The 25075-nt window shown below is 52.4% G+C and carries 20 protein-coding genes and 2 riboswitches; of the genes, 16 read left to right on the top strand and 4 right to left on the bottom strand.

What is annotated here, in order from left to right:
- The first annotated feature begins 33 nt into the window (after positions 1 to 33).
- Positions 34 to 231: riboswitch (cobalamin riboswitch) on the top strand.
- A gap of 253 nt (positions 232 to 484) precedes the next feature.
- The 4 genes from nrdI to ACTHRH_RS02185 all read left to right on the top strand — a co-directional run bounded on the left by nrdI (position 485) and on the right by ACTHRH_RS02185 (position 4711).
- A complete protein-coding gene (gene nrdI / locus ACTHRH_RS02200; protein ID WP_144941806.1) occupies positions 485 to 865 on the top strand; it encodes a class Ib ribonucleoside-diphosphate reductase assembly flavoprotein NrdI in 381 nt (126 codons plus the stop codon).
- Complete coding sequence (nrdE, locus tag ACTHRH_RS02195; protein ID WP_144941793.1) at positions 798 to 2930, top strand: class 1b ribonucleoside-diphosphate reductase subunit alpha; 2133 nt, start codon at positions 798 to 800, stop codon at positions 2928 to 2930. The genes nrdI and nrdE overlap by 68 nt, the downstream gene beginning before the upstream one ends.
- Positions 2931 to 3022: 92 nt before the next feature.
- Positions 3023 to 4018 carry a class 1b ribonucleoside-diphosphate reductase subunit beta gene (nrdF, locus tag ACTHRH_RS02190; protein WP_144941796.1) on the top strand — a complete coding sequence of 332 codons (996 nt, stop codon included), beginning with the start codon at positions 3023 to 3025 and terminating at the stop codon, positions 4016 to 4018.
- 216 nt (positions 4019 to 4234) lie between these two features.
- On the top strand, positions 4235 to 4711 hold the full coding sequence (locus ACTHRH_RS02185) for an 8-oxo-dGTP diphosphatase (protein WP_144941798.1): 477 nt from the start codon (positions 4235 to 4237) through the stop codon (positions 4709 to 4711).
- Between the two features lie 156 nt (positions 4712 to 4867).
- On the opposite strand, the gene ACTHRH_RS02180 is transcribed toward ACTHRH_RS02185, so the two are convergent.
- Both ACTHRH_RS02180 and ACTHRH_RS02175 read right to left on the bottom strand, forming a co-directional pair.
- Positions 4868 to 5782: a LysR family transcriptional regulator gene (locus ACTHRH_RS02180; protein WP_440413879.1), complete on the bottom strand. Its 915-nt coding sequence runs from the start codon at positions 5780 to 5782 to the stop codon at positions 4868 to 4870.
- A 36-nt stretch (positions 5783 to 5818) separates the two neighbouring features.
- The gene (locus ACTHRH_RS02175) at positions 5819 to 6706 is read right to left on the bottom strand and encodes a LysR family transcriptional regulator (protein WP_144941802.1); all 888 of its coding nucleotides are present in this window, start codon (positions 6704 to 6706) and stop codon (positions 5819 to 5821) included.
- 166 nt (positions 6707 to 6872) lie between these two features.
- Here ACTHRH_RS02175 and aroC point away from each other — a divergent pair, with 166 nt between their 5' ends.
- Positions 6873 to 7928, top strand: coding sequence for a chorismate synthase (aroC, locus tag ACTHRH_RS02170; RefSeq protein WP_144941804.1), 1056 nt, complete (start codon positions 6873 to 6875; stop codon positions 7926 to 7928).
- A gap of 855 nt (positions 7929 to 8783) precedes the next feature.
- Here aroC and ACTHRH_RS02165 read toward each other — a convergent pair.
- Complete coding sequence (locus ACTHRH_RS02165) at positions 8784 to 9791, bottom strand: LLM class flavin-dependent oxidoreductase (protein ID WP_440413876.1); 1008 nt, start codon at positions 9789 to 9791, stop codon at positions 8784 to 8786.
- Between the two features lie 436 nt (positions 9792 to 10227).
- Here ACTHRH_RS02165 and ACTHRH_RS02160 point away from each other — a divergent pair, with 436 nt between their 5' ends.
- A complete protein-coding gene (locus ACTHRH_RS02160; protein ID WP_144933687.1) occupies positions 10228 to 11295 on the top strand; it encodes a hypothetical protein in 1068 nt (355 codons plus the stop codon).
- A 546-nt stretch (positions 11296 to 11841) separates the two neighbouring features.
- Here ACTHRH_RS02160 and ACTHRH_RS02155 read toward each other — a convergent pair.
- The gene (locus ACTHRH_RS02155) at positions 11842 to 12915 is read right to left on the bottom strand and encodes a M42 family metallopeptidase (protein WP_440413874.1); all 1074 of its coding nucleotides are present in this window, start codon (positions 12913 to 12915) and stop codon (positions 11842 to 11844) included.
- Between the two features lie 325 nt (positions 12916 to 13240).
- Between ACTHRH_RS02155 and ACTHRH_RS02150 the strand changes: the two genes are divergently transcribed.
- From ACTHRH_RS02150 to ACTHRH_RS02105, 10 genes are all read left to right on the top strand, one after another.
- On the top strand, positions 13241 to 14125 hold the full coding sequence (locus ACTHRH_RS02150) for a metallophosphoesterase family protein (protein WP_440413872.1): 885 nt from the start codon (positions 13241 to 13243) through the stop codon (positions 14123 to 14125).
- A gap of 186 nt (positions 14126 to 14311) precedes the next feature.
- On the top strand, positions 14312 to 15442 hold the full coding sequence (locus tag ACTHRH_RS02145) for a type III polyketide synthase (RefSeq protein ID WP_440413870.1): 1131 nt from the start codon (positions 14312 to 14314) through the stop codon (positions 15440 to 15442).
- Between the two features lie 30 nt (positions 15443 to 15472).
- Positions 15473 to 16186, top strand: a complete 714-nt coding sequence (locus tag ACTHRH_RS02140) for a methyltransferase domain-containing protein (RefSeq protein WP_440413868.1) — start codon at positions 15473 to 15475, stop codon at positions 16184 to 16186.
- A gap of 39 nt (positions 16187 to 16225) precedes the next feature.
- Positions 16226 to 17374, top strand: coding sequence for an NAD(P)/FAD-dependent oxidoreductase (locus ACTHRH_RS02135; RefSeq protein ID WP_440413866.1), 1149 nt, complete (start codon positions 16226 to 16228; stop codon positions 17372 to 17374).
- A 78-nt stretch (positions 17375 to 17452) separates the two neighbouring features.
- Complete coding sequence (locus ACTHRH_RS02130; RefSeq protein ID WP_440413864.1) at positions 17453 to 19582, top strand: MMPL family transporter; 2130 nt, start codon at positions 17453 to 17455, stop codon at positions 19580 to 19582.
- Between the two features lie 114 nt (positions 19583 to 19696).
- Positions 19697 to 20176, top strand: coding sequence for a MarR family winged helix-turn-helix transcriptional regulator (locus ACTHRH_RS02125; RefSeq protein ID WP_379287150.1), 480 nt, complete (start codon positions 19697 to 19699; stop codon positions 20174 to 20176).
- Positions 20177 to 20207: 31 nt separating this feature from the next.
- Positions 20208 to 21071, top strand: coding sequence for an MBL fold metallo-hydrolase (locus tag ACTHRH_RS02120; RefSeq protein WP_440413861.1), 864 nt, complete (start codon positions 20208 to 20210; stop codon positions 21069 to 21071).
- Positions 21072 to 21318: 247 nt separating this feature from the next.
- Positions 21319 to 21439: riboswitch (SAM riboswitch) on the top strand.
- A 73-nt stretch (positions 21440 to 21512) separates the two neighbouring features.
- Complete coding sequence (locus ACTHRH_RS02115) at positions 21513 to 22529, top strand: methionine ABC transporter ATP-binding protein (protein WP_379287145.1); 1017 nt, start codon at positions 21513 to 21515, stop codon at positions 22527 to 22529.
- Positions 22516 to 23175 carry a methionine ABC transporter permease gene (locus tag ACTHRH_RS02110; RefSeq protein WP_144933697.1) on the top strand — a complete coding sequence of 220 codons (660 nt, stop codon included), beginning with the start codon at positions 22516 to 22518 and terminating at the stop codon, positions 23173 to 23175. Before ACTHRH_RS02115 ends, ACTHRH_RS02110 begins: the two co-directional genes overlap by 14 nt.
- Before the next feature lie 36 nt (positions 23176 to 23211).
- Positions 23212 to 24078: a MetQ/NlpA family ABC transporter substrate-binding protein gene (locus tag ACTHRH_RS02105; protein ID WP_440413858.1), complete on the top strand. Its 867-nt coding sequence runs from the start codon at positions 23212 to 23214 to the stop codon at positions 24076 to 24078.
- Positions 24079 to 25075: the final 997 nt, after the last annotated feature.

Raw genomic sequence — 25075 nt, 5'->3', positions numbered from 1 at the left:
GACAGATACTAGATATAGAGAGTTAACTGAATATAACAGATAGAGAAGAAGGTGTCAGATTTGACTTAATAGGGAATCCGGTGTGAATCCGGAGCTGTCCCCGCAACTGTAAGTGCGGATGAAATGAGCATACCACTGTATAGGCAGCGTCTTGGGGCGGGTCTATACGGGAAGGGCTCAAAGTAGGATGAAGCACAAAGCCAGTAGACCTGCCTTCTATCTCTGCAAGTTTCGCATCTTCGGGGAATGAGAGGTTGAAACGACACGGAGCAGAGCCCATTTTATGGCTCTGTAGCTTTCATGCTGTCGTTTTTGGCCCACCACCGGCGGATGGGCCATTTTTAATGCATTGGAAGTTCTAAATTCCGGGGCTTGGCGGAGTTAATTGCTGCCAGCCGGCATCCTGCTATCACATTTTACTTCAAAAGTGGATAGGTAGATTGCTATGGAACGACCCCGAACGTGGATGCCCATGGAGGTAGCTATGCTTATCGTATTTGACTCTAAGACAGGAAACGTGAAACGGTTCGTGAACAAATTGGAGCTGGAATGCGTTCAAATTACGGAAGGGTTAACCGTCGACCAGCCCTATGTGCTGATTACTTATACTACGGGTGTGGGGCAGGTTCCGCAGACGACCCTGAAATTTCTGGAGGAAAATAGCCGGTGGCTGCAAGGGGTTGCTTCCAGCGGCAATATGAACTGGGGAGCCCGTTACGGCTTGGCCGGAGACCGGGTGGCCGAGATGTACTCGGTGCCTTTGCTGATGAAATTCGAGCTGAGCGGCACGAACAAAGATGTCGAGCGATTTAAACAGGAGGTCAATCAAATTGTCCACGCAACTTTCCAATTGGATACAGCTTAATAATGAAATTATGGTGCTTAAGGACGGCAAATTCCAGTTTGACAAAGACCGGGAGGCGGCCCGAAGCTATTTTGTCGATTATGTGAATCAGAACACGGTTTTCTTCCATGATCTGAAAGAGAAGATCGATTATTTGATCGAGCACGACTATTATGAGAAAGAGCTGTTCGACAAATACGACTTTGCCGAAGTGAAGAGCTTGTATGAGGGGCTGTATGCCCGGAAGTTCCGCTTTCCGTCCTTTATGAGCGCTTTTAAATTTTACAACAATTACGCGATGAAGACGAATGACGGGACCAAGTTTCTGGAGCGGTATGAAGACCGGATTGCGGTCGTAGCGCTGTTCCTGGGCAACGGCGATATGCAAAAGGCGAGGGAATATGCGGATCTGCTGATTTCTCAGGAATATCAGCCGGCTACGCCCACGTTCCTGAACGCAGGCAAAAAGCGGCGCGGGGAGCTGGTCAGCTGCTTCCTGCTGGAAGTGGATGATTCGATGAACTCGATCGGATTCGCGATCAATTCGGCTCTGCAGTTAAGCAAGATCGGCGGCGGTGTCAGCCTCAATCTAAGCAAGATCCGTGCGGCCGACGAACAAATTAAAGGGCTGGACGGCAAAGCAAGCGGAGTTCTGCCGGTTATGAAGCTGTTCGAGGATGCCTTCTCCTATGCGAACCAATTGGGCCAGCGTGACGGCAGCGGGGTCGTTTACCTCAACCTGTTCCACGCCGATATCCATGAGTTTCTGGATACGAAGAAGATTAACAGCGATGAGAAAATCCGGATCAAGACGCTTTCCTTGGGCGTCGTTGCTCCTAATAAATTTTTCGAATTGGTGGAGCAGGATAAAGACATGTACCTGTTCTATCCGCATACGGTTTATCGTGAGTACGGAATGCATCTGGACGATATGGATATTACGGAAATGTACGACGAGCTGGTCAATAATCCGAATATCCGCAAGAAGAAAATCGTCGCCAGAGACCTCATCATAAAAATTGCGCAAATTCAGATGGAATCCGGCTACCCATACATAATGTTCGTCGATAACGCCAATGAATATCATGCCCTCAAAAAAATCGGCCGGGTGAAGTTTTCCAATCTGTGCAGCGAAATCGCCCAGCTTAGTGAAGTATCCACCATTAACGATTACGGGGTAGAGGATGACATCCATCGCGACATTTCCTGCAACCTGGGATCGCTGAATATTGTGAATGTGATGCAGAACAAGCGGATGAGGGATACGGTTCATCTGGCCATGGATGCGCTGACCGAGGTGAGCGACCGCACCAACATTGCCATCGTTCCTTCTGTCGCCAAAGCTAACCGGGAGCTTCATTCCGTCGGCTTGGGGGCCATGAACCTGCACGGATTTCTGGCCTCGAACAAAATTCCGTACGAATCGAAGGAAGCGATCGATTTTGTACGCACCTTCTTCATGATGCTCAACTTCTATTCCCTGGAGCGGTCGATGCTGATTGCCAAGGAAAGGAAGGAAACGTTCAAGGATTTTGAGAAAAGCGAGTATGCGAACGGAGCTTATTTCGACCGGTACTTGGATAATGATTATTCTCCGCGCACGGATAAAGTGAAAGCATTATTTGAAGGCCATGTGATCCCGACCAAGGAAGATTGGCTCCGCTTGAAGGAGCTGGTTCAAGAGCATGGAATCTATCATGCCTACCGGATGGCCATTGCCCCGACAGGGTCGATCTCATACCTTCAATCCTCCACCGCGTCTATTGCGCCTATCACGCAGAGAATAGAGGAGCGCGAATACGGGGATTCCAGAACGATTTATCCGATGCCGTTCTTGAATGAGGACAATTTCTTCTATTATAAAGAAGCTTATGATATGGACATGTACAATCTGATAGACCTCGTTGCCGAGGTGCAGGTGCATATAGATCAGGCCATCTCGACCATTCTCTATGTGAAGGATGATCTGACGACTAGAGATTTGGCCAAGTATTACATTTATGCGCAGAAAAAAGGGCTGAAGACCCTCTATTATACCCGCACGAAGAAAAGAACGATTGACGAATGCATCAGCTGCGTTGTTTAAGGGCGGCTTAAAATATATTGAACTGGCGACAGGGATAACAGCGATCGGGTCCCTGACTCGATAACGAATTTGACAAGGAGGATTCAGGCAGAATGAAGGCATTCGAAGCGGTGAACTGGAATTCGCCGGAAACGGACTATACGGAAATGCTATGGACGCAAAATACATCCCAATTTTGGCTGGATACCGAAATTCCAATATCCAAGGATTTAAAGACGTGGACCAAGCTAAACGACGATGAGAAGACTACCTTCATGAGAGTATTGGGCGGGCTGACGCTGTTGGATACGGAACAGGGAAATGTCGGCATGCCTATGATTGCGCAGCACGTCGAAGACAAGCAGAAGAAGGCGATCCTCATTTTTCAGGCTGCGATGGAGGAAATTCATGCGAAGAGCTACAGTACGATTTTTACGACGGTAGCCAGCTCGGAGAGGATCCGCGATACGTTCGAATGGGTGCGCGAGAATAAACAGCTGCAGTACAAAACGCACCGTATCGATTCCTATTATCAGAGCATTAAGGAAGGGGATCCTCTTAGCCTGTATCAGGCGATGGTTGCGTCCGTCTTCCTGGAGAGCTTCCTGTTCTATTCCGGCTTCTTCTATCCGTTATATTTGGCCGGACAAGGCAAGATGGTAGCCAGCGGAGAAATCATCAAGCTGATTATCCGTGACGAAAGCGTGCACGGGGTATTCGTCGGCTTGCTCGCGCAGGAGGTCTTCCAGAAGCTAAACGAGGAGGAGCAGAAAGCGGCCTCTGCGTTCGTCAATGACCTTCTGATGGATCTGTATAAGAATGAACTGGAATATACGGAGAAGCTGTATGATCCGATCGGTTTGACCCATGAAGTAAAAAAATATATCCGGTACAACGCCAACAAAGCGTTGATGAATCTCGGGCTCGAGCCCTTGTTTGAAGAAGAAGAAGTTAACCCGGTCGTTCTTAACGGAATCCGTACGGAAACGAGTACGCACGACTTTTTCTCCACGAAGGGCAGCGGTTATCAAAAAGGAAAGGTAGAGCCGCTGCAGGACGATGATTTTCTGTTCCTTAATCAGAGGGTCCAGGAATCTAATATTTGGTGATAGGCCAGTAAACTGCGAAGGTTTCCAGAAGCCTTCGCGGTTTTTTTGTTCAAATATAAGTAAGTATAACGGGCTGTCCTAAGGACGGCGATGCCGTTTATCCTTGAACGAAACCTCGACAGAAAATAGCGGAAGGAAAAATATAGAAGGAAATAGAATAGAGCAATGAAACAGGATTCTCTATTCAACCGGATTAGATTGACAAAGGAGAGTAATATGTCCAAACAAATCAGATATGACCTCTATACGATGTGTTTGCTCAAGAAAGACGATAAAGTACTTCTGATTGAGCGGCCTGATCATCGAGGCTTCCCGGGTTATTTAGGCCCCGGCGGCAAGGTTGATTTTCCGGAGAGCCCGGCGGAAGGGGCCGTTCGCGAAGTTTTGGAAGAAACGGGGCTGCACGTGAAGAGACTAATGTATAAAGGATTGGATGAATACGTCGTCCCGCAAACCAATTACCGGTATATGGTGTTCAATTATATATCGGATGATTTCGAAGGAGAGCTGCTGACGAATCCACCTGAAGGAAAGCTGCTGTGGGTTCCGATTCAAGAAGCGCTGGAGCTTCCTATGCAGCCCTGGTTTAGAAGGCGGTTTCCGATGTACTTTCAGGAAGGGACGTTCGAAATTTCCGTTGTTTGGGACGAAGAGAATAAATGTGCCCTAGAGGATAAAGTAAAGCGATTGTAATCGATTACGGATCGTTACAGGCTTCTGTTTGGGAGTAAACGGACTAAGGATGACCGCTTGTGGCCAACAGCGTCTTCAAGAATAACCTGAGGCTTTAAACGGTCATCCGTTACAAGTTTATTCGTTAGATTTAAAGGATCGAGACTGCTCTTCGGTCTAGGATTGTTGACTTCCAGCGGCATTAGTCTTTTCTTGTTCTCTCAGCTTTCTTATGAACGTGTTGACAGCCATTGTGGAAGGGGATTTCGGATCTTTAAGAATGGAAAAATCCCGTGTCATCTTTTTCCCTGCGATGGCAATTTCGCTCAAATCTCCGGACGCCAATTCTTTCCGGATGACCCTACGGGACAAAACCGCGATGCCAAGTCCGGCCATGACCGCTTCCTTCACCCCCTGATTGCTGTTAAACACGAAGGATCGCTTCACCCGGAGGCCGGATTCCATAATGAAGCGGTCGCTGTACGCACGGGTTCCGGACCCCGTCTCCCGGAAAACCCATACTTGATCCTGCAGCTCCTTCGGCTCTATCGGCGCCAGGGAACAGAGAGGATAATCGTTAGGTGCCACCAGCACCATTTCATCCTTGGCAAACGGCGGGGCTACGAGCAGCTCCGGGAACTCGACCTCACCTTCAATCAGACCGAGATCGAGCTCATTCGCGCGGACTCCTCTCGAGATTTCTTCCGTATTGGCAATCGTCACGTAAACATCGACCAGAGGATAGTCCATCGTATAATCCGCCAGCAAATGTGGAAGCACGTACTCACCGATAGTAAAGCTGGCCCCGATAGTCAATGAACCGGTTACTTCATTCCTTAATAGGTGAATCTCTTCCTTGGCTTCCTCATATAAAGCCAGAATTTGTTTGGCCCGTTGATACAGGATAGAGCCGGCCTCCGTCAGTTTAACGTGCTTGGAGGTACGATGCAGCAGCTTGCTCCCCAATTCGTTCTCCAAATTCCGGATGTGAAGGCTGACTCCGGGCTGGGAGAGGTTCAGCTTCTCGGCCGCTCTGGAGAAATGGCTCTGCTCCACGACGGTAACAAACACTTTCAATGTATCTACAATCAATTCTAGCATCCTCCCAATCTGTTCTGCTATGCGTATTTATGGCAGGGGAGACGTCAGCGTCTCCACGAAGCGGGCGGCCGCCTCGGACAGTGAAATGTCCCGCCGCAAAGCAATTCCAACGCTGCGCTCCGGAATAGGCTCGCGAATAGGCAATTCGTACAAGCTGCGTGACTCCAGCTCCTTGCTGACGAATGAGCGGGTGACGAATGCGGCACCGAAGCCAAGCTGTGCGAGCTCGATTAGCAGCTCCAGGCTGCCCAGCTCGATATCGACCTCGAGGGGAAGGCTCTGCGCGGCAAACCACTGCTCGACGAATTGCCGGGTGCTGCTTCCTTTGGACAGCAGCAGGAGGGGCAGGCGGCCCAATTCCTCCGCCTCCAGAGTCCGCTCCGACCATTCCCGGTAGGCTTCCCCGACCACGAAGCAGTCCTGAATGGTCATGAAGGAGCGAACGTCCAGCAGCCGGTCCGCAAACGGCATGTGCACAATTCCGAGATCAATTTGCCCTTCTATCAGCCGCTTGGCGAGATCGGGGGTTTTGCCATGAGTCAGACGTATACGAATATTCGGGTACCGGGTACGGAAATGCTTCAGGTACGGCAGCAGCAGATAGCGGATGAGAGAGCCGCCGGCCCCGATGCGAAGCTCGCCGGTTTCGAGCTGCTTGAGCGAGCGGATCTTGGTCTCCCCGGCTTCCAGCAGGGAGAAGGAGGGCTCTACATATTCAAGCAGGGCCCGGCCTTCCGCGGTCAGCTCCACGCCTTTGGACAGCCGGTTGAACAGCTTGACGCCCAACGATTCTTCCAGTTGCTTGATCGCATAGCTGACGGACGGCTGAGTAATGTGCAGCTCCTGGGCCGCCTTCGTCAAATTTCCCGATTTGGCCGTATGAAGAAAAATACGATATCCTTCCAATGAAATCATGATATAGAGCACCTCTATGTCAGAGTATGGATATTTGAATTTCATTTATTCCAGTTTTCACATTATAATAGGAGTCAACCGGATAGTCAATGAATCGCCCGGCAAGTAAACAGGAATGTTTATTTACCGAAACGGACTTATGGAAATAGACAGGAGGTAGCTTGAGATGGCAGGTAATTCGTTCGGACAAATGTTTAAAATAACGACCTTTGGAGAATCCCATGGAGAGGCGGTCGGCGTCATCGTCGATGGGGTGACCCCGGGAGTGGAAATCGATACAAGCTATATTCAGAAGCAGATGGATAGAAGGAAGCCGGGGCAATCCTCCGTGACGACTTCGCGCAAGGAGTACGATATCGTGTCGATTCTGTCGGGAACCTTCGAAGGGAGGACGACCGGCACTCCGGTGTTCATGGTTTTATTCAATCAAGATATGAGGCCGTCCGCCTACGATTCCATTAAAGATTCCTTCCGGCCGGGGCATGCGGACTTCACATACCTGAAGAAATACGGGATCAGAGATCACCGGGGGAGCGGGAGAGCATCGGGCAGGGAGACCGCCGCACGGGTCGCTGCCGGAGCCTTGGCCCGGAAGATGCTGGAAAGAAGAGGCGTCAGTGTCGTAGCCTATACGACTGAGGTTGGCGGCATCCAGTGCAAAGATTTTGTGGAGAGCGAAATCGAGAACAACGTCGTTCGCGCTTGCGATCCGCAAGTGGTGGGGGCGATGGTGGACAAGATCGAATCGCTCGCCCGCGTTGGAGATAGCTGCGGCGGGGTCGTCGAATGCCGAATCCGAGGGGTTATGCCCGGGCTGGGCGAGCCTGTATTCGATAAGCTGGATGCGGAGCTGGCCAAGGCAATGCTGTCGATCGGAGCCGTCAAAGGGATTGAATTCGGAGCCGGTTTCAAAGCGTCCCAGATGCTGGGAAGCGAGCATAACGACCCAATGGACAGCAGCGGATACTTGAGCAACAATTCGGGGGGCATCATTGGCGGAATAAGCACCGGACAGGAAATTATTTTCCGTGTGGCGGTGAAACCGACCTCCTCCATCTCCGTTCCGCAGAAAACGATCGACGTTGAGGGCAAGGAGCAGATCATCCGCACCGAGGGAAGACATGATCCCTGCATCTGCCCGCGGATCGTTCCGGTGGTCGAGGCCATGGCTTGTATTGTGCTTGAGGATCATTTCAAGCGCCAGGCCGCTCTTCACCAATAATGGGTATGGATTGAATCAGAGGAAGCTTAGGCTTCCTCTTTTTTAAGTTTTGAGAGCTTATTCAGTTCCTTAGTTAAAACCGAACGCTTTTAGCGGATAGTGCCTCTTTCAATCAGCGGGCTGTCCCCAAATCCGGTTTGCGATTTTTCAGCACCGCTCAGCACCGGATATTTTCACTTTTTTGGACAGCCCCGGTCGTCCGCCGAATTGTGTAAAAGACAATCAAAACTGCAGGTGTTTTCTGGAAAAAGCTGCGAAGTGTCTAATTCTAGAGCGAAAGTGCAGGTGTTTTCTGGAAAAAGCTGCGAAGTGTCTAATTCTAGAGCGAAAGTGCAGGTCTTTTTTTGAAAAAGTCGCGTAATGCCTAATTCTAGAGCGAAAGTGCAGGTCTTTGGAGTGATTTTTGCGAAATGCCCTCATTTGGTCCAAAAGAACTGCACATTTGAGCGTCTTTCGCTCTTTTTTGGGAAATGGGGCGGATTCTAATGCACTTTTGCTCGTCTTTGCGACGTCCTTACCTACCCGGACGCGAAGAGTGGCTTTCCCTTGCTCGTCTTTACGACGTCCTCCTACCCGGACGCGAAGAGTGGCTTTCCCTTGCTCGTCTTTGCGACGTCCTTATCTACCCGGACGCGAAAAGTGGCTTTCCCTTGCTCATCATTTGCTTCCCGCAAAGTATCGTAGCAAATTCATGAAGAGCGACCGCGATTAGAGGAAGGTTTAGACGCCGACTCCGTTGGTGTGCGGACGGAATACGCTTCGAAGGCAACGCGTCACTATGCGGGAATTTTACAGGGCTCCGTTAGGAGCTTTTTTATTGAATGGATTGGCAAACACTCTGCATCACACTGCCTTTTAATCGCCCAGCCCGAACGCTTCGGCAAGCAATTGGTACGAGCGCACGCGTGCCGCGAAATCGTGGGTAGGGGTAATCACGACCACTTCATCGGTGCGATATTGTTCGCTGACCGCGAGCAAGCGTTCCTTGACCTGCTCCGCGGACCCGACAATCCGGCGCTCGCGCCCATGACGGATTCTCTCCCTGTCGAATTCCGTGTACGGGTAACTCAGGGCGGTCTCTACCGACGGAAAAAAGGACAGCTCCATGCCGAGCTCGAGACGCAGGAAAAACAAATCGGTGCTGGAGGCCAGCCGTTCCGCTTCCTCTTCCGTATCGGCGCATATAACCAGCACGGCTACGATCGATTTCGGCTTCTCATTCAGAAAGGAAGGGCGAAACTGCTCCTGATAAATCCGCATCGCATTCTCTCCGCCCGGCACGCCGAAGAACTGCGCATAGGCATAGGCCGTTCCCAGTTGAGCGGCTATCCGCGCGCTTTCACTGCTGGAGCCCAGCAGCCATATTTCGGGTGCCGTAGAGATCAGAGGAGCAGCCTGCAGTGCGGCAAAAGGATGCTCCTCGGGCAAATTTTGGTGCAAATAGCCGGTCAGATCTGCCACCTGTTGAGGGTAGCGGTCTATGCCGGTATATTTCCCCTCCTGAAGAGCCCTTGTCGCCAGGGGCAAGCCTCCCGGGGCGCGTCCCAGCCCGAGATCGATCCTTCCGGGATGAAGCGCTTCGAGCAGGCGGAAGTTCTCCGCCACTTTATACGGACTGTAATGAGGCAGCATAATTCCTCCCGAGCCGACCCGGATACGGGAGGTCGCCGCCGCCAGATGCGCGATCAGCACTTCAGGGCTAGAGGAGGCCAGCGCCTTAGAGGCATGATGCTCGGATACCCAATAGCGGGTGTAGCCAAGTTTCTCCGTTTCTTGCGCTAGTCGTGTCGTTTCCTTCAACGCATCTGCGGCCGTTCGGTTTTCGCCTATATGAGATTGGTCAAGAACGCCCAATTTTAACATTAAGATCACCTCTATACCGACTGTACCAAATAGTCCTGCGCGGGTCAAAAGTCTGTAGATTCTTATCATTCCGCTCCATCGCGAAGGAAATGCATGGGAGCTGAAACAGGCGACGGCTCCCTTTCTATTTGTAAAGCTCCTTCCCGGGAAGCATCGTTGCTGTAATACATAGCAGGCAATCAGGCCCTTGATCGGACATCCTCCGCGTTTAATGAGGAAAGTTTAATGGCTTGAAGAATAGAATGGGGGATAGGCGGCGAGTTTATACTGAATCCTGGAAGGGGGGAGCGATGTCGGGAAGACGGCCCGGAGGCGCGGTACGGATTTGCTTTGGTATGCCTATTCCAGGGCCTGTTAAGACTACGAAGGACTTTAGCTATGCCGCTGAGCAGGGAAGATCTGCTTCTTCCAACCAATTGTGTAAAGGAGATGTTCGATGAACCGGGTCAGAATTCTGTTAGCTTTCATGTTGATCGGCCTGCTGAGTGCCAGCACCGTCTTTGCAAGTCAGGGAGTTATTCCCGTATCCGAATTGAAGCCGGCTGTGCCTCTGGAGAAGCCTCAGCTTACCGGAGTTGGAGGCAAGCTGATTCTCAGCGATTCCCCGGAATCATTTACCAATCAGGGAGCGTTCTACAGGGATTCGGTTAGCGATTCCTTCCGCGTGTTCTGGCACCATCAGAATGCAGGGAATGAGACGGTGACGGTGGCGGTGGCCGTCACGAATGAGTCGGAGGAAGCGGTGCAGTTGTTTACGGAAGGCAGCGGGGTCGGAACGAGCTATTATGTCGACGTTGCCGGACAGGATGCTCTGGCCGATTTCATGGCAAGTAACTTCAACAAACAGTTTCTTACGACGCTTGCCCCCGGAGAAAGCTATTATATCGAATCTCCTACGGCGCCCACATACACGAACAGCGGAATCGCCCAATTCCTGGCCAAAACCAAGAAGGGTAACCGGCCTGCAGCGGTGACGGTAACCGTGCTGAATTATAAAGACCGCCCGGATAATCCGGTCACCGTTCCCGTGCTGCCTGGCGATTCGCATACGCGGGGAACCTTCCCGCATTATGACCGCGTAGGGACTCTGAAATACAACACCGCCATGGGAAATGCGCTGATCCGCATCTCCAGCGCCGAATCCGGTCAATGGAGCGATAAAATGCCCGGGGAATACGAGACAGGATATAACGCGGTAGATGGCGGCAGCGTGGTTAATAACGGAAACTACGGAGTCATGTACCGGCTTCAAGTGGTCATCGAGAACGGTCACCATCATCCCCGCGCGGTAACGCTCTATCACAATCCTTCGGGAGGATTTGGGCATTATGTGGTGAAGTGGGGGAACCGGTTGAAGCTGTCTGATTTTATTACTTATGAGCAAGCCTGGCCGTTTGCCGACTTCATACTGGGGGCCAACGGAAATACTTATAAATCCGAGATCAGCCTGACCGGCGGAGCGCCCGGTCCGCATGTCATTTATTTCACCAACCGGGATAAATAGAAAAAACTCCACCGCTGTCGTTCAAGGAAGAGCGGCTGCGGCTTGGGATGTTTTTTATCGGCAATAGTAAAACCGCTGCGGCTTTATAGGCTGCAGCGGTTTTCATCTTGGCAATGGCTCCGTCAGGAGCTTTTTTCACGATAGCTGGTAGCGGGTAGCGGCTGGGGCGGCAAAAATCTGCAAAAGTATATCATTTTGATCACTATCGATAGCTGTCGAGTTAAAGCCCGCAATCCAGTTTGAATAAAGATTTGGCTGATTTTCATGAAAATTCATGTATTGTTGCAGGCTTTTCTTTCGAACATCTCCATTCACTTCATGATTGATGTATTATCGCAGGAATTTATGTTGGCCCACGGAATGAATTCGCGGCAAGGATGTTTTCCTTCACTGCCCGGGAGTTAGCCCCCCTCCGAATCCATTTCAGCATGCGCCGGTCACTGATTCTGTGTTGTATGAAGCTTCAGGTCGTGTACCTTCGGAACGGAATGGACGCTTATCTTAATTACTAGTAAAACAAGGAATTTTTTTCCATAGAATAAACTCCTACGCCTGCTCGGTGACCGTCCGCACCAGGGTCCGGTCCGTGGCCTGCACCAGACGGACTAACAGCTCCTTGGCCGCCGCATAATCGTCGATATGCAGGATGGAAGCGGAAGTGTGGATATACCGGGCGCATACCCCCAGAGCTGCGGTAGGTACGCCCTTGCCGTACAGATGGACCTTCCCCGCATCGGTTGCTCCAGGAGAAACAAAGAATTGATAAGGAATATCATGGGTTTCCGCCGTATCGAGAATAAACTCGATCAATGCCTGGTTCGGGACGATGGAGCTGTCCAGAATTCGGACAAGCGTTCCTTTGCCCAAATGGCCGAAGGCTTGGCGGTCGCCTGTCGTATCGTTGGCCGGGCCCGCATCGAGCGTGTAACAAATGTCGGGTTCAATAAGCGCCGCCGCCGTTTGTGCGCCGCGAAGCCCGACCTCCTCCTGAACCGTTGCGCCGGTATAGAGGACGTTGGGGAAGTGCTGCCCCTTCAGCTCTTTGGCCAGCTCCAGTGCAAGGCCGACGCCGAAGCGATTGTCCCAGGCTTTCGCCATAATTTTCTTGCCGTCCGCCAGCGGGGTGAAAGGACAGACGGGAACGGCAGGCAGGCCCGGACGAACGCCCAGCTCCATTGCGTGCTCCTGGCTGTCGGCCCCGATGTCGATGAACATGGAGCCGATGTCCGCCGGCTTGCTGCGCTGCGATTCATCCAACAGATGGGGAGGGGTCGAGCCGATGACTCCGAATAACGTTCCCTGCTTGGTCAAGATCTGAACGCGCTGGGCGAGCAGCACCTGACTCCACCAGCCGCCCAAGGGCTTGAACTTAAGCATGCCATTGTCCTTAATGCCTGTGATCATAAACCCGACCTCGTCCATATGGCCGTTGACCATCACTTTGGGTCCGCTATCGTCGCCCCGCAGGACGCCGAAGATGCTGCCCAAGTGGTCGCTGATCACTTCCGTAGTCACCTTCTCCAATTCAGCGCGGACAAATCGGCGCACCTCATGCTCAAAACCGGGAGGCCCCGGCAGATCTGTCAAAGTGCGAAACAATTCCAGCGTATCGCGATTCATCTGGTACCTCCTTCCGGACCGCTGCAATGACGGACCGTTCTTTTTATATTATCTCTTCCTAAGTATAAGATGGTTTCTGCTGGAAAAACAATACAGGATTATAGAGCGAAGGTTGACAGGAAATTAACGGAAGCTTGCCGCGAAGTGATGCCGATAATCGCTATTACTACGGTAAAAAGGGCTCATCCGCTGTCGTCCCGTCCGGCCGGACTGCTGACAAGTGCGGACAAGCCATGGGGGATAATTTATTTGCGGGACAGGGGTCAATTTCCGGCAAAATCCTGTTAGAATGAAGGAGAAGAAAAAGAGCTCGGGAGGGCTGTCAATGACAAATTATTCGGAAGCGCCTTCATCCACCATTAAGCCGCTCATCCGGTTTCAGGTAATTAGCGACATCCACGTAACAACGGATGTGAACCACGATTTCAACCGGAACTTCGACCGGGCGTTGAAGGATATCCGGGAGCATTGTCCGGACAGCGCAGGGATCATGCTGGTCGGAGATATTACGGATTCCGGAATGGAGCCGGAATATGATGAAATGCTGAGAATATGGAAGGAGAACGGTCGGCCCAAGATGCTGTTTACGATGGGAAATCACGATGTGCGCTGGGCTGATTGGGACGACCGCAGGGAACGTTTTTTGCGCAAGACGGGAATGAAAGGCCTTTATCATGATCACTGGCTGGAAGGATATCATTTTATTTTTTTGGGAACGGAGCAGGGGTTGAAGGACGATGCTTATTTATCAGACGTTCAGCTGAACTGGTTCGAGGAGAAGCTGGCGGAAGGATCGGATTCCCGCAAACCCGTATTCGTATTTCTTCATCAACCGCTGAAGGACGGGGTGGCCGGTTCGCGGGATTGGCATGGAGTCGTGCAGGATTCGCAGATGAAGAGCATTCTGGCCAAATACCCGCAAACGATCTTGTTCACCGGGCATTCTCATTGGGAATTAGGTTCCGCTCGCACCATGTACCTGTCGCGATACGGGACTATGCTGAATACGGCTTCCGTGGCCTACCTGTCGACGGATACGGAGGATTACAAGAAGGGAAGCCAGGGCTATTATGTAGAAGTGTATGAGGACGAGGTGGTGGTTAGAGGCAGGGATTTCGCCTCCGGCTCCTGGCTCGCATCCGCCGAGTATTCGGTGAAATATCCGGTTGCCAGTCCGGATGAGAAGGGAAATCGTTCTGAGCTTCCATAAAAGAAATTACGGCAGGCCAACTTGGGCCTGCCTTTTGTTTTAAACATAATTCACTAGCTGCCTTCATACTATTCTATAGCGGATCTTGTCCCACATACGACATGCCTGCCGAGAATGGATGATAGCTTTCTTGCGTCACTACGGTCTTATAGATCGTTTTAAAGCGATAGAGAAAGGAAGAAGCAGATGAAGAGCAACGGGCCGGACATAGCTATATTGGGCATAGGCACTGCCGTGCCACCTTACCGGCTGGAACAGGAGGAAGCCTCAAGCAAGCTCACCGATGCCCTGGTCGAGTCGGGGCATCGGCAGGCGGCGCGCTGGGCCGGTAAAATATTTCGCAACTGCGGCGTAGAAACGCGCTACACCTGTGAGCCCGAGCTGTTAAACCGGGGTGACCGCTGCCGTTATGTAGCCTATTCGCGCCCCCAAGAGGTGCCCTCCACCGAGGAGCGGATGGAGAAATTCCGAATAGAGGCGGCGCAGCTTGGCTTCGAGGCGGGAAGCCTGGCGTTGAAGGACAGCCGGATAAGTCCGGGCGACATTACCCATTTGATTACGGTCAGCTGTACCGGTTTATTCCTGCCCGGGCTGGATGCCGTCCTTGTCCAGCAGCTTGGCCTGCCCGCCGACGTCGAGCGGATTCCGCTGACTTTCCTCGGCTGTGCTGCCGGGATGACGGCACTCCGGCTGTCCCGCCGCATGGTCGAGCACCTCCCGCAGGCGAAGGTGCTGATCGTCAGCGTCGAATTGTGCACGCTGCATATCCAACACGCAGCAGACCGGGAGGCGCTGTTCGGCGCAGCGTTCTTCGGCGACGGGGCATCGGCCTGCGTGGTCGGTGGCGCGCATTCCTCTGAACGGGGAATGCTGGCCTTGGGCCGCAGCCGAACGGTGCTCTTCCCCGAATCGGCTGACGAGATGATATGGAAGGTTGGAAACTACGGCTTTAACTTGTATCTGTCGCCGCGCATTCCGCAGCGGATCGGTGAGTATGTGCCTCCCGAAGTGGAGCGCCTTCTGGAAGGCGGCCCCGCCCCCGAATTTTGGGCGATTCACCCCGGCGGCCGCGGCATTATCGATACGCTGCAAACGATATATGGCTTAAGCGAGGAACAGACGGCCGCCAGCCGAAAGATTCTCCGGCGATATGGCAACCTTTCGTCGGCGACGATTCTGTTCGTGCTGGAAGCCATAAGATGTTCTATGGAAACGGCCGAAACCGCCCGGAAAGAAGGAATCGCCTTGGCCTTCGGACCCGGCCTTACAGCGGAAATTATGCAAATGGCTTATGTGCCGCCTGCAAGCCGCGGATAAGCGGAAGGGCGGAGTAAAGGAGGGACTCCATTGATTCCATCGTTGAAGCGGAGAGCGGCGGAGCCGGAGCTGATGGACGATTTGACAGCCGGAGGCCCGGATTTGAGTGAAGCGCTGCGCCATTTGCGCCGGTTGAACCGGATTTTTGCCGCTTCCGGGCCGACGCTCTATGGAGTCCGGCAGATCTGGTCGGCAGCGGGACAGCCGGAGCGATTCTCGATATTGGACATCGGTGCAGGCTCGGGGGATGTCAACCGGCGGCTTCTGCGCTGGGCGGACCGTGAGCGGATCGATCTGACCATCACGATCTCGGATATTACGGAGGAGGCGTGTGAGGAAGCACGGCAATTATTCAGCCGGGAACCGAGAGTGAGTGTCGTCCGCCAGGATTTGTTCCAGCTGCCGGAAGGCTGCGCGGATATTGTGACCGCCACCCAGTTTGTCCACCATTTCGCATCCGAACAATTGCCGGGGGTCGTCCGGCAGATGCTGAAGGCTTCAAGAATGGGCATTGTCATACAGGATATTCACCGGCATTGGCTCGCCTGGCTGGCTGTCTGGTTGGTCACCCGGTCGATTTCACGCAACCGCTATATCCGCAACGACGGCCCGCTATCCGTGGCCAAAGGGTTCCGGGCCGAAGAGTGGCAGCGTCTGAGGGACACCTTGCCGGTCCCCAACCTGTCCATAACCTGGCGGCCGTTGTTCCGATACGTGGTGACCGCTCTAAAGCCGGTCAACTAAGCATTGGCCGGCTCCGGCCGTCGGGAAGGAGGGGGGACGATGCGAAGGTACGATGCGGCAGTAATCGGCGGAGGAGTCGCCGGGAGCAGCATGGCGGCGGCTCTGGCCGGAATGGGTTGGAGCACCGTCTTAATTGATCAGGATACCTGTCCCCGGCATAAGGTGTGCGGGGAATTTCTGTCTCCGGAATCGCTGGACAGCTTGTCCGTCCTGGGTCTGCTGCCGCTGCTCCAGCTGCTGCAGCCCAGCGCGATGAGAACAGTCCGGCTGACTTCGGTCAACGAATGGACACTGGACATTCCGTTGCCGGGGACGGCGCTCGGGATCAGCCGTTTCGCTCTGGATCATGCGCTGCAGCAAGCTGCCCAGGAGCGGGGGGCGGAGCTCATAAGCGGCACCGCTGTTATTTCGATAGGCAGCAGGAACGGGGAGGGGCACCGGTTAGAGCTTCGCGGCCGGAGCGTGCGGCAAATCGTCGAAGCCCGTGCGGTGATTGGTGCCTGGGGGCGCCGCCCCCGTACCGGACTGGCTCCGGCCGCATCCGTTCTTCACCAATCGTATGTCGGGGTGAAAGCCCACTATTTCGGCATGGAGCGAGGAGACCGGGTCGAGTTGTATCTGTTTCCGGGGGGCTATTTGGGCATAGCCCCGATTGAAGGAAATCGTCATAACGTGGCCGCGCTGATGACCAGGGAAGCCTTCTATCACGCGGGAAAATCCGTGCAAAACGCTATAGAATGGGCGGCCGAACGCAATCCCGCCTTGCAGCGAAGGCTCGTTGGCGGAATGCCGCTTGCGGAGACACGAGCGGCCGTATACCCTGTAGCCATCAGCCGAAAGCCAACCGCCTGGGGGCAGGTGCCCCTCGTCGGAGACGCTGCTGTGATGATTCCTCCTCTATGCGGGGACGGAATGGCGGTAGCTCTGCGCACGGTCGTATTATGTTCGCGGTGGGCGGACGAATTTCTGCGGGGGAGCCTCGGGCTGGACGAATGGAGGCAGCAGTATACCCGGGCCTTGCGGCAAGAATGCATGCCTCCGCTGCGATGGGGAAGATGGCTGCAAAAGATGCTTGGCAGCCGGGTAACGTCTCCTCTGTTGTTCCGCTTAGGATATCGGCTTCCCGGTTTGGCCGGCCGGATGGTCGAGAGGACCCGGATAACCTGTGTGAACCCGAGAGAACGGTAGAGGAGGAGGCATGCGCGGCTGTGCGGTTAAAATGAGGGGCTTGTGAGATAAACTTTTGTGCGTCTGGGGGAGAAGGTTGTGCTGCAATGGTTTGCCACACTGGCGGTCCGATATTCTCGTGCGATTGTAGCCGCGTGGCTTGTCTTTCTTGTGGTATGCGGAAGCTTCGCCGTCAAGCTCCCTGCCGTACTGCAGGATCACGGGCTAAGGGTAGAAGGGGACTATGCCCGGACGCAGCAAATATTAGCTGCGGATTTTCATATACCGGACGAGCCGGTGATCCTGCTCTTTGAGAACAAGAATCCGCTCTCTCCGCAGCGGTTTCATCTGGAAATCGCCAGTATGCTTCGGCGGGTGGAGCAGGTGAACGGCATCCGGGAGGTGATCTCCCCATGGACCAGGGAAGGAATGCTGCAGGAAAAGGCAGCTTATGCTTTGCTGGTGCTGGATACCCCTGCCCGCGAGACTCAAAAGGTTCTAGACGACATTAGAAGTCTATTCCCCGATAACGATCGGTTGGCGGTTTCAATGACCGGGAAGCCGGTCGTTCAGGAGGATGTCAACCGGACCAGCCATGCCGATTTGACCCAGGCGGAGATGATAGGGGTACCGCTGGCGTTCATCATCCTTTGGATCGCTTTCGGAGGCTTCATCAGCTCCATGATCCCCGTTGTTGTAGGATTGATCGGGGTGATAGGGACCATGGGTATTATGTATGGGCTGGGAACCCGATTGGAGCTGTCCATATTCGTATTGAACGTCATTCCTATGGTGGGGCTGGCGTTAAGCATCGATTTCGCCCTGATGCTGGTCAGCCGCTTTCGCGAGGAGCTTCGTAGGCATCCGCTCCCGAAGGCGCTGGGCATCGCCATGTCCACAGCCGGCCGGGCTGTATTTTTTTCCGCTTTATGCGTATACCTGGGACTGGCGGGCACTTTGTTCATCCGGATGCCCATTTTTAACTCGGTCGCGATCGGCGCCATGATCGTACTTACCGTTTCGCTGCTGCTAACGTTCACTTTGGTCCCGGCTCTGCTGGTGCTGGCAGGAGGACGGCTGCAGGCGGAAGGCCGAGGGCGCCGGATTGTCCGGAGCAGCTTATGGGCCGCTCTATCCGCTTATGTCATGCGGCGGCCGGTCCTAATGGGTACGCTGGCCTCTGTGGCTCTTCTTGTCTGTCTCCTGCCCCTCGCCCGGATGGAAATGACCGTTCCCGATGCCACCTCTTTGCCCCGTCATTACGAATCCCGTCAAACTGCGGAGCGGTTCGCCGCATATTTTTCCCCTCCCACTGTCTCGCAAGTGTATATGGTAGCGGAAGCCGGACAAATTCACCCGGACCGAAACGATTGGCTGGCCGTCTATGATCTGGCGGAGCGATTGCGGCTCAGCCCCGGCGTATTAAGAGTCGAAACTGTCTTCGACCGGCTTTCCTTGACCCCTGGGCAGCTTCATATGATTACTCAGAACGCCGAGTTGAAGAAAAGGTTCGGCCCGCTATTAGAGCCCTTCGTTCAAGGAAACCGCATGCTCATTGCCGTGACGTTGAATGGCGGCCCTTCCTCCAAGACAGCCATCGATTGGGCCCGAAAATGGGGGGCGGAGGAGGAGCTGTCATCCCGTCTCTCCATCCAGGTTGGCGGGGAGCCGAAATATCAGCAGGAGGTCTATGATGAAATCAGGACTAAGCTTAAATATGTTTTCTTATTTGTATTCGGGTCCAACTTCCTTGTTCTGTTTCTCGCTTTCCGCTCCTTGTGGATACCGCTCAAAACGATTCTGATGAATCTGTTAAGCCTCGGAGCTTCCTTCGGCATTCTTGTATGGATATTCCAAGACGGCAGGTTCGGGTTGGAGCCGACCAGCATCGCCATCATGATACCGGTGTTTGTTTTCGGCCTGACGTTCGGTATCAGCATGGATTACGGGGTGTTTCTGCTGTCGAGAATTTATGAAATCTATCTCCAGACTAAAGACAATGAACGTTCCGTACTGGAAGGATTGACAATCACCAGTAAAATAATTTCCTCTGCGGCGGCGATAATGATCGCAGTGACCGCTCCTTTCGCTTGGGGAGGGGTTGCGGGGGTTAAGCAGCTTGGCATAGGAATTGCTGCGGCCATCCTAATCGATGCCACTATTGTTCGCATGATGCTCGTCCCGTCTTTGATGAAGCTGCTCGGCCGATGGAACTGGTGGGCTCCCTAACGATAATTTTCGTGTATATTTGAATAAGAATTCGTAATTGGGCAGGTATAAATGGTTGACTTATATAGTTAAGTTTAATAAACTAAACTGCATAAACCTCTGGGAGGTGACAGGGTGGACGAGTATTTGAAAGTAATGGATCAAATTAATCAGTCCTTCGAACAGTTTCAGTCCTTGGTTTGGCAGAATACGAAGCAAGCGGAGCGTCTGAAGAGCTATCACCTGACACCGCAGCAGGAGCTGTTCATGTATTATATTATCCGCAATCAGCCGGTTACGGCGAACCAGATTGCCGCACATTTTCAAATTTCCAAAAGCGCGGTCAGTCAGGTGCTGCCGAAGCTGGAGGAAGGGCGGATGATTACGCGCCGGACGAATCCCGACAACCGAAGGGAGTCGTTCATCCGGCTGGGGGAGCGTGGAGAGGAATATGCCGCGCTGCTTCAATCGATTGACGAATGGCTCGTGCGCCGGTTTTATTCCAAGGTCCCGCTCGAGGATCTCCGGCAGGTGCTTGACGTTCTGCAGCGTCTGGTAGTTGCGTCCAGAGAGGACGCGGGAACGGCGCAATCCGGCAATGAAGCGGATAGCTAGCGATTAAGTCTAAGAGAGGGGAACTATTCTAATGAAGGAAAAGAAGCTCGAGCGTCTGACGGATGCCGTCTATTTTATGCCGCCTGAGGAGGAAACCGACCGGCCTGTTCTCGCCGCAATTTGCGGCCGGGAGCGGACATTGATTATGGATGCGGGAAATTCTGCGTCGCATGCCTCGCTTCTTTTGGAGGCGCTGGCGGAACGGCAAATCACGAAGCTTCACGCGGTTGTGCTAACCCATTGCCATTGGGATCATGTTTTCGGTGCGGATCGGCTTAATCTACCGGTCATTGCCCATCTGCAGACGAAGCAGGCACTGGAGAATATGGCGAAGCTTTCATGGACGGACGAAGCTCTGGATGAGAGGGTGCGGGAAGGAAGTGAATTTCTCTTCTGTGCGGACATGATTAAGAAGGAATTCGCCCACAACCGCGATATCCTTATCCGGCTGCCGGATCAAACCTTCACCGATAAGCTGGACATCGATCTGGGCGGCGTCCGCTGTATCGTTGAACATGTGGGGGGAGATCACTCATCGGATTCCACCATTATTTATGTGGCGGAGGATGGCCGGGCAGGAGGAGTTCTGTTCTTGGGAGACTGTATGTACCCTGATCTTGGCGGAAAATATACGGTCCAGGCTGTTCTTGATCTATTGGAAAAGCTGGATCGGTATGACGCCGATTGTTATGTGCTGTCGCATGAAATGCCCTTATCCCGCAACGAGTACCTGGAATATAGCGGTTTGTTAAAGCTGCTGTGTTCTATTACGGTGGAAGCGGAAGGGGAGCTTCATCGAATCCTCCAAGAATATACCCGTCGGGTGGGGAAAGAGCCCGGGGAAATCGAGCTTGAAGCGATTCACTGCTTTGTTAACGGCTGGACTGCAAAATAATTGAAACTAAAAAGGGTTTAAGTATTGCATTGGCCTCAAATATATGCTATTTTTGTAAAAACATATATAACCAATCAACTTAGTATGGATTAGTTGTTCTTTTGTTGTGATGTGAAGCAAAATTTACCACGTTTTACTGCGTATGGATGAATCATGGCGATTTAGGAAAGAGGATTGACGAACGAAACCGGGATGGGGTATACTGAGGCTTGTATTTCTCAGGAACAACAAAACTGAATACGGCATTTTCTTATCCAGAGAGGCGGAGGGACAGGCCCTATGAAGCCCGGCAACCGATCGTGCGCGAGCAGCGTGCGGTGACAATGGTGCCAATTCCTTCAGAATCGAATGATTCTGGCAGATGAGAAAGGACGGTTTCGATTAGATCGGAAAGCCCTTTTTGCTCTGCATGAGGGCTTTTTCTTATATTGAGGTGAATCCATGATTGAATTGCGCCATGTGCAAAAACAATACCAAAGCGGTTCCCATACGACGTACGCTTTGCATGACATCGATTTGAGCATTGAGCAAGGGGAAATTTTCGGAATCATCGGGCATTCCGGTGCCGGGAAGAGCACCCTTCTCAGAAGTATAAATTTGCTGGAGCGTCCGACAGCCGGCTCCGTTGTCGTCGACGGAGTGGAGCTTACGGCACTTTCCACGAAGCAGCTGCAGGAGCAGCGGAGGCGGATCGGAATGATATTCCAGCATTTCAATCTCCTGTCCTCGGCAACCGTAGAGGAGAATGTCGCTTTCCCGCTTAAGCTGATCAAGACGCCGAAGGCGGAAGTGAACCAACGCGTGCGGGAGCTGTTGGAGCTGGTCGGCCTGACGGAGCAGAGCAGGAAATATCCGGCCCAATTGTCCGGAGGACAGAAGCAGAGAGTCGGCATCGCCCGGGCTCTGGCCACTAACCCGCATGTTCTGCTTTGCGATGAGGCAACTTCCGCCCTGGACCCGCAGACGACGAATTCGATCCTCAGTCTGCTGCTGGATATTAATCGCAAGCTAAGGATCACGATTGTCTTGATTACCCATGAGATGCATGTTATCCGTTCGATCTGCGACCGGGTGGCGGTCATCCATCAGGGCCGGATCATCGAACAGGGCCCTGTGGCAGAGGTCTTCCTGAAGCCTCGGCATGAAGTGACCAAACAGTTCATTGAGCAAGTAGCGGATAGCATCGATTTCCGGGACGAGAAGCTCTCTCCGGACTCCACGATTTTAAAGATCAATTTTCTTGGCGAATCTACTTACGAGCCAATTTTGTCCCGCGTGGTGCAGGAAACGGGCGTAACGTTCTCGATCCTGCAGGGAACGATTTCCCGGATGAAAAGTACCCCGTACGGGCAATTGGTTGTTAAGATTGAGGGGCCTCGGCAGGCCGCGGATGATACCGTAAGCTTGCTTATAGAACGCGGGCTGGATGTGGAGGTGTACGAGCATGGATTGGGCTAGTATCGATTGGGCCGAAATTGCCCGGGAGACGAAGCAGACGCTGATCATGCTGGGTCTCTCCACTCTGTTCACGTTTATCATCGGCTTGCCGATGGGTATTCTGCTCTATTTGACAACCAAGGGAAATTTGCTGCAGAACCGGGCTGTCAATCTGATCATTTCGTTCATCGTTAACGTGCTGCGTTCCGTGCCATTTGTTGTCCTGATGGTTGCACTTATTCCGTTAACGAAACTGATGGTCGGGACCTCTATGGGAGTCAAGGGAACGATACCTCCGCTTGTCATTGCGGCCGCTCCGTTCTTCGCCCGCCTCGTAGAGACCGCTCTGCGGGAAGTGGACCGCGGCGTTATAGAAGCTGCCCAATCCATGGGGGCGGGACGCGCCCAGATCGTCTTGCGGGTGCTGCTGCCGGAGTCGCTCCCGGGCCTGATTGCAGGGATCACCATCACCACCGTCACGCTGGTATCTTATACCGCCATGTCGGGCATGATCGGCGGTGGGGGGCTGGGGGATCTTGCCATCCGATATGGATATCAGCGCTTCCAGACGGAAGTCATGATCGCCACCGTACTTATATTAATTATTTTGGTGCAAGTTTTGCAGATGGTCGGGGATCGTCTCGTTCTCCGATTCATCCGCAAATAATGCAATAGATAAATTAAAGAAAAGGGGAGAAACCTAATGAAAAAACAGGTAGTACTTGCATTTCTTCTTATTATCGCTTTAGTCGCCCTTGCGGGCTGCGGACAGAAGAACGCGGCTCCTACGCCGTCGTCTTCTCCTTCTGCTTCGCCATCCGGCTCCCAAGGCTCCGAGCCTGCCGCTAAGGAGGTTACCTTGAAGGTGGGAGCATCTGCCGTGCCGCATGCCGAGCTTCTGAAGCTGGTTCAGGATAAGTTGAAAGAAGAAGGCGTCATTCTGGAAATTAAAGAGTTTACCGATTACGTTCAACCGAACGTGCAGGTAGATGAGAAACAGTTGGATGTAAACTTTTTCCAACACCTTCCCTATATGGAGCAGTTCAATAAAGATAAAGGAACGAAGCTGGTGAGTGTAGGAAGTATTCATGTGGAGCCGTTCGGCGCCTACTCTCACAAGATTAAGTCCATTGACGAATTGCAGGATGGGGCCACGGTCGCCATTCCTAACGACCCTTCCAATGGAGGACGCGCTCTTGTGCTTCTCGAGGAAAACGGCTTGATCAAGCTGAAGGATGGGGTAGGCATCGCAGCAACCGCCAAGGATATCGTGGAGAACCCCAAGGGGCTGAAAATTAATGAACTTGAAGCTGCCATGCTCCCTCGTGTATTGGATGAAGTGGATTTGGCGCTGATTAATACGAATTACGCTTTGGAAGCGAAGCTTGTTCCGACCAAGGATGCTCTCTTCATGGAAGATAAGGATTCCCCGTTTCCTAACATCATTGCCGCAAGGGAAGACAATAAAGATTCCGAAGCCGTTCAGAAGCTGGTGAAAACTCTGCAATCGCCGGAGGTCAAAGCATTTATCGAGGAAAAATACGAAGGATCGATCATTCCGGCTTTCTAAGTCTCGAATGAATAGAAATAAAGCAATTGGAAACTGTCTGTATTTGCAGGCAGTTTTCGTTTTTATATACGAGAATAATTCTTCCTTGGAATGGGTATTTAAACCAGGTGAGAATGACACGCACGGCTGCAACGCAGCAAATGAACCGGAGCGTAACTCTTCTCGCTTGATTTGTATATTTGATGGTTTTTTCATTTTCTGCGCTAATATTCACTGTCATTGATAGTAACGCACCCGGCGGGTGCTTTTTTACCACATAGGAATCTTTAAGTTCTTTACAGCGTTAATACGAAGAAAATCTAGATTCCTATTGGCATAAAAAAGCTACCTTTAAAACCGGGTTATTCTTCTTTGAAAAGGCTTCGCATAGAAGCTTTTTTATATAAACTCAAACTTTGCAGCTTGAAATAGACAAGTAAGCCTTGTTATAGCTGGGGAAACCGGCAATCCAATCAGAGAAGTAGACGAATAACTTCTGGTTTGTTCCGCTTGGTTTTGGCCGCGGCAATCTCCATGAAAAATGCCATCAGTTGGCGCAGTGCTGTAACTAAATCGAGATCACGTACTTCATCGGAAAAGAGGAAGAACAGACCGTCAAGTGATTACTCATAGTTATCTTGAGTCGCTCCCACTCCATGACCAAATAACGACTACCTTGAAATCCGTCTGTTTCACCGTCTGCTGGTGCCTGTCGGCACCGTTGCAAGCGAAATAGCGCGTCTAACTGTATTTTGTACAGTTAAATTCAAGCGAATGAGCGAAAATAATCAAGCTAACTGGAAAAACTACAGTTAAAATGGTCAACTTTGGGCGAAACGACCGTTTTGGCGCAAACTAACTGTAGGTTCTCCACGGCCCCCTAACGAAACTGGAGTCCTACCCTACAATATATTATTGTATTTCTTAGGGAGGCGACCAGTATGAGACGATCCAATAAATTGTATGAAGAAGTTCGACTTGATGTCGTCCGACAAGCGTTATCTGGTATTAAGGTGGG

Source organism: Paenibacillus sp. SAFN-117, assembly GCF_051966115.1.
In the GTDB taxonomy this organism is placed as follows: Bacteria; Bacillota; Bacilli; order Paenibacillales; family NBRC-103111; genus Paenibacillus_L; species Paenibacillus_L residui.
This window is presented reverse-complemented; position numbering and strand designations above follow the sequence as displayed.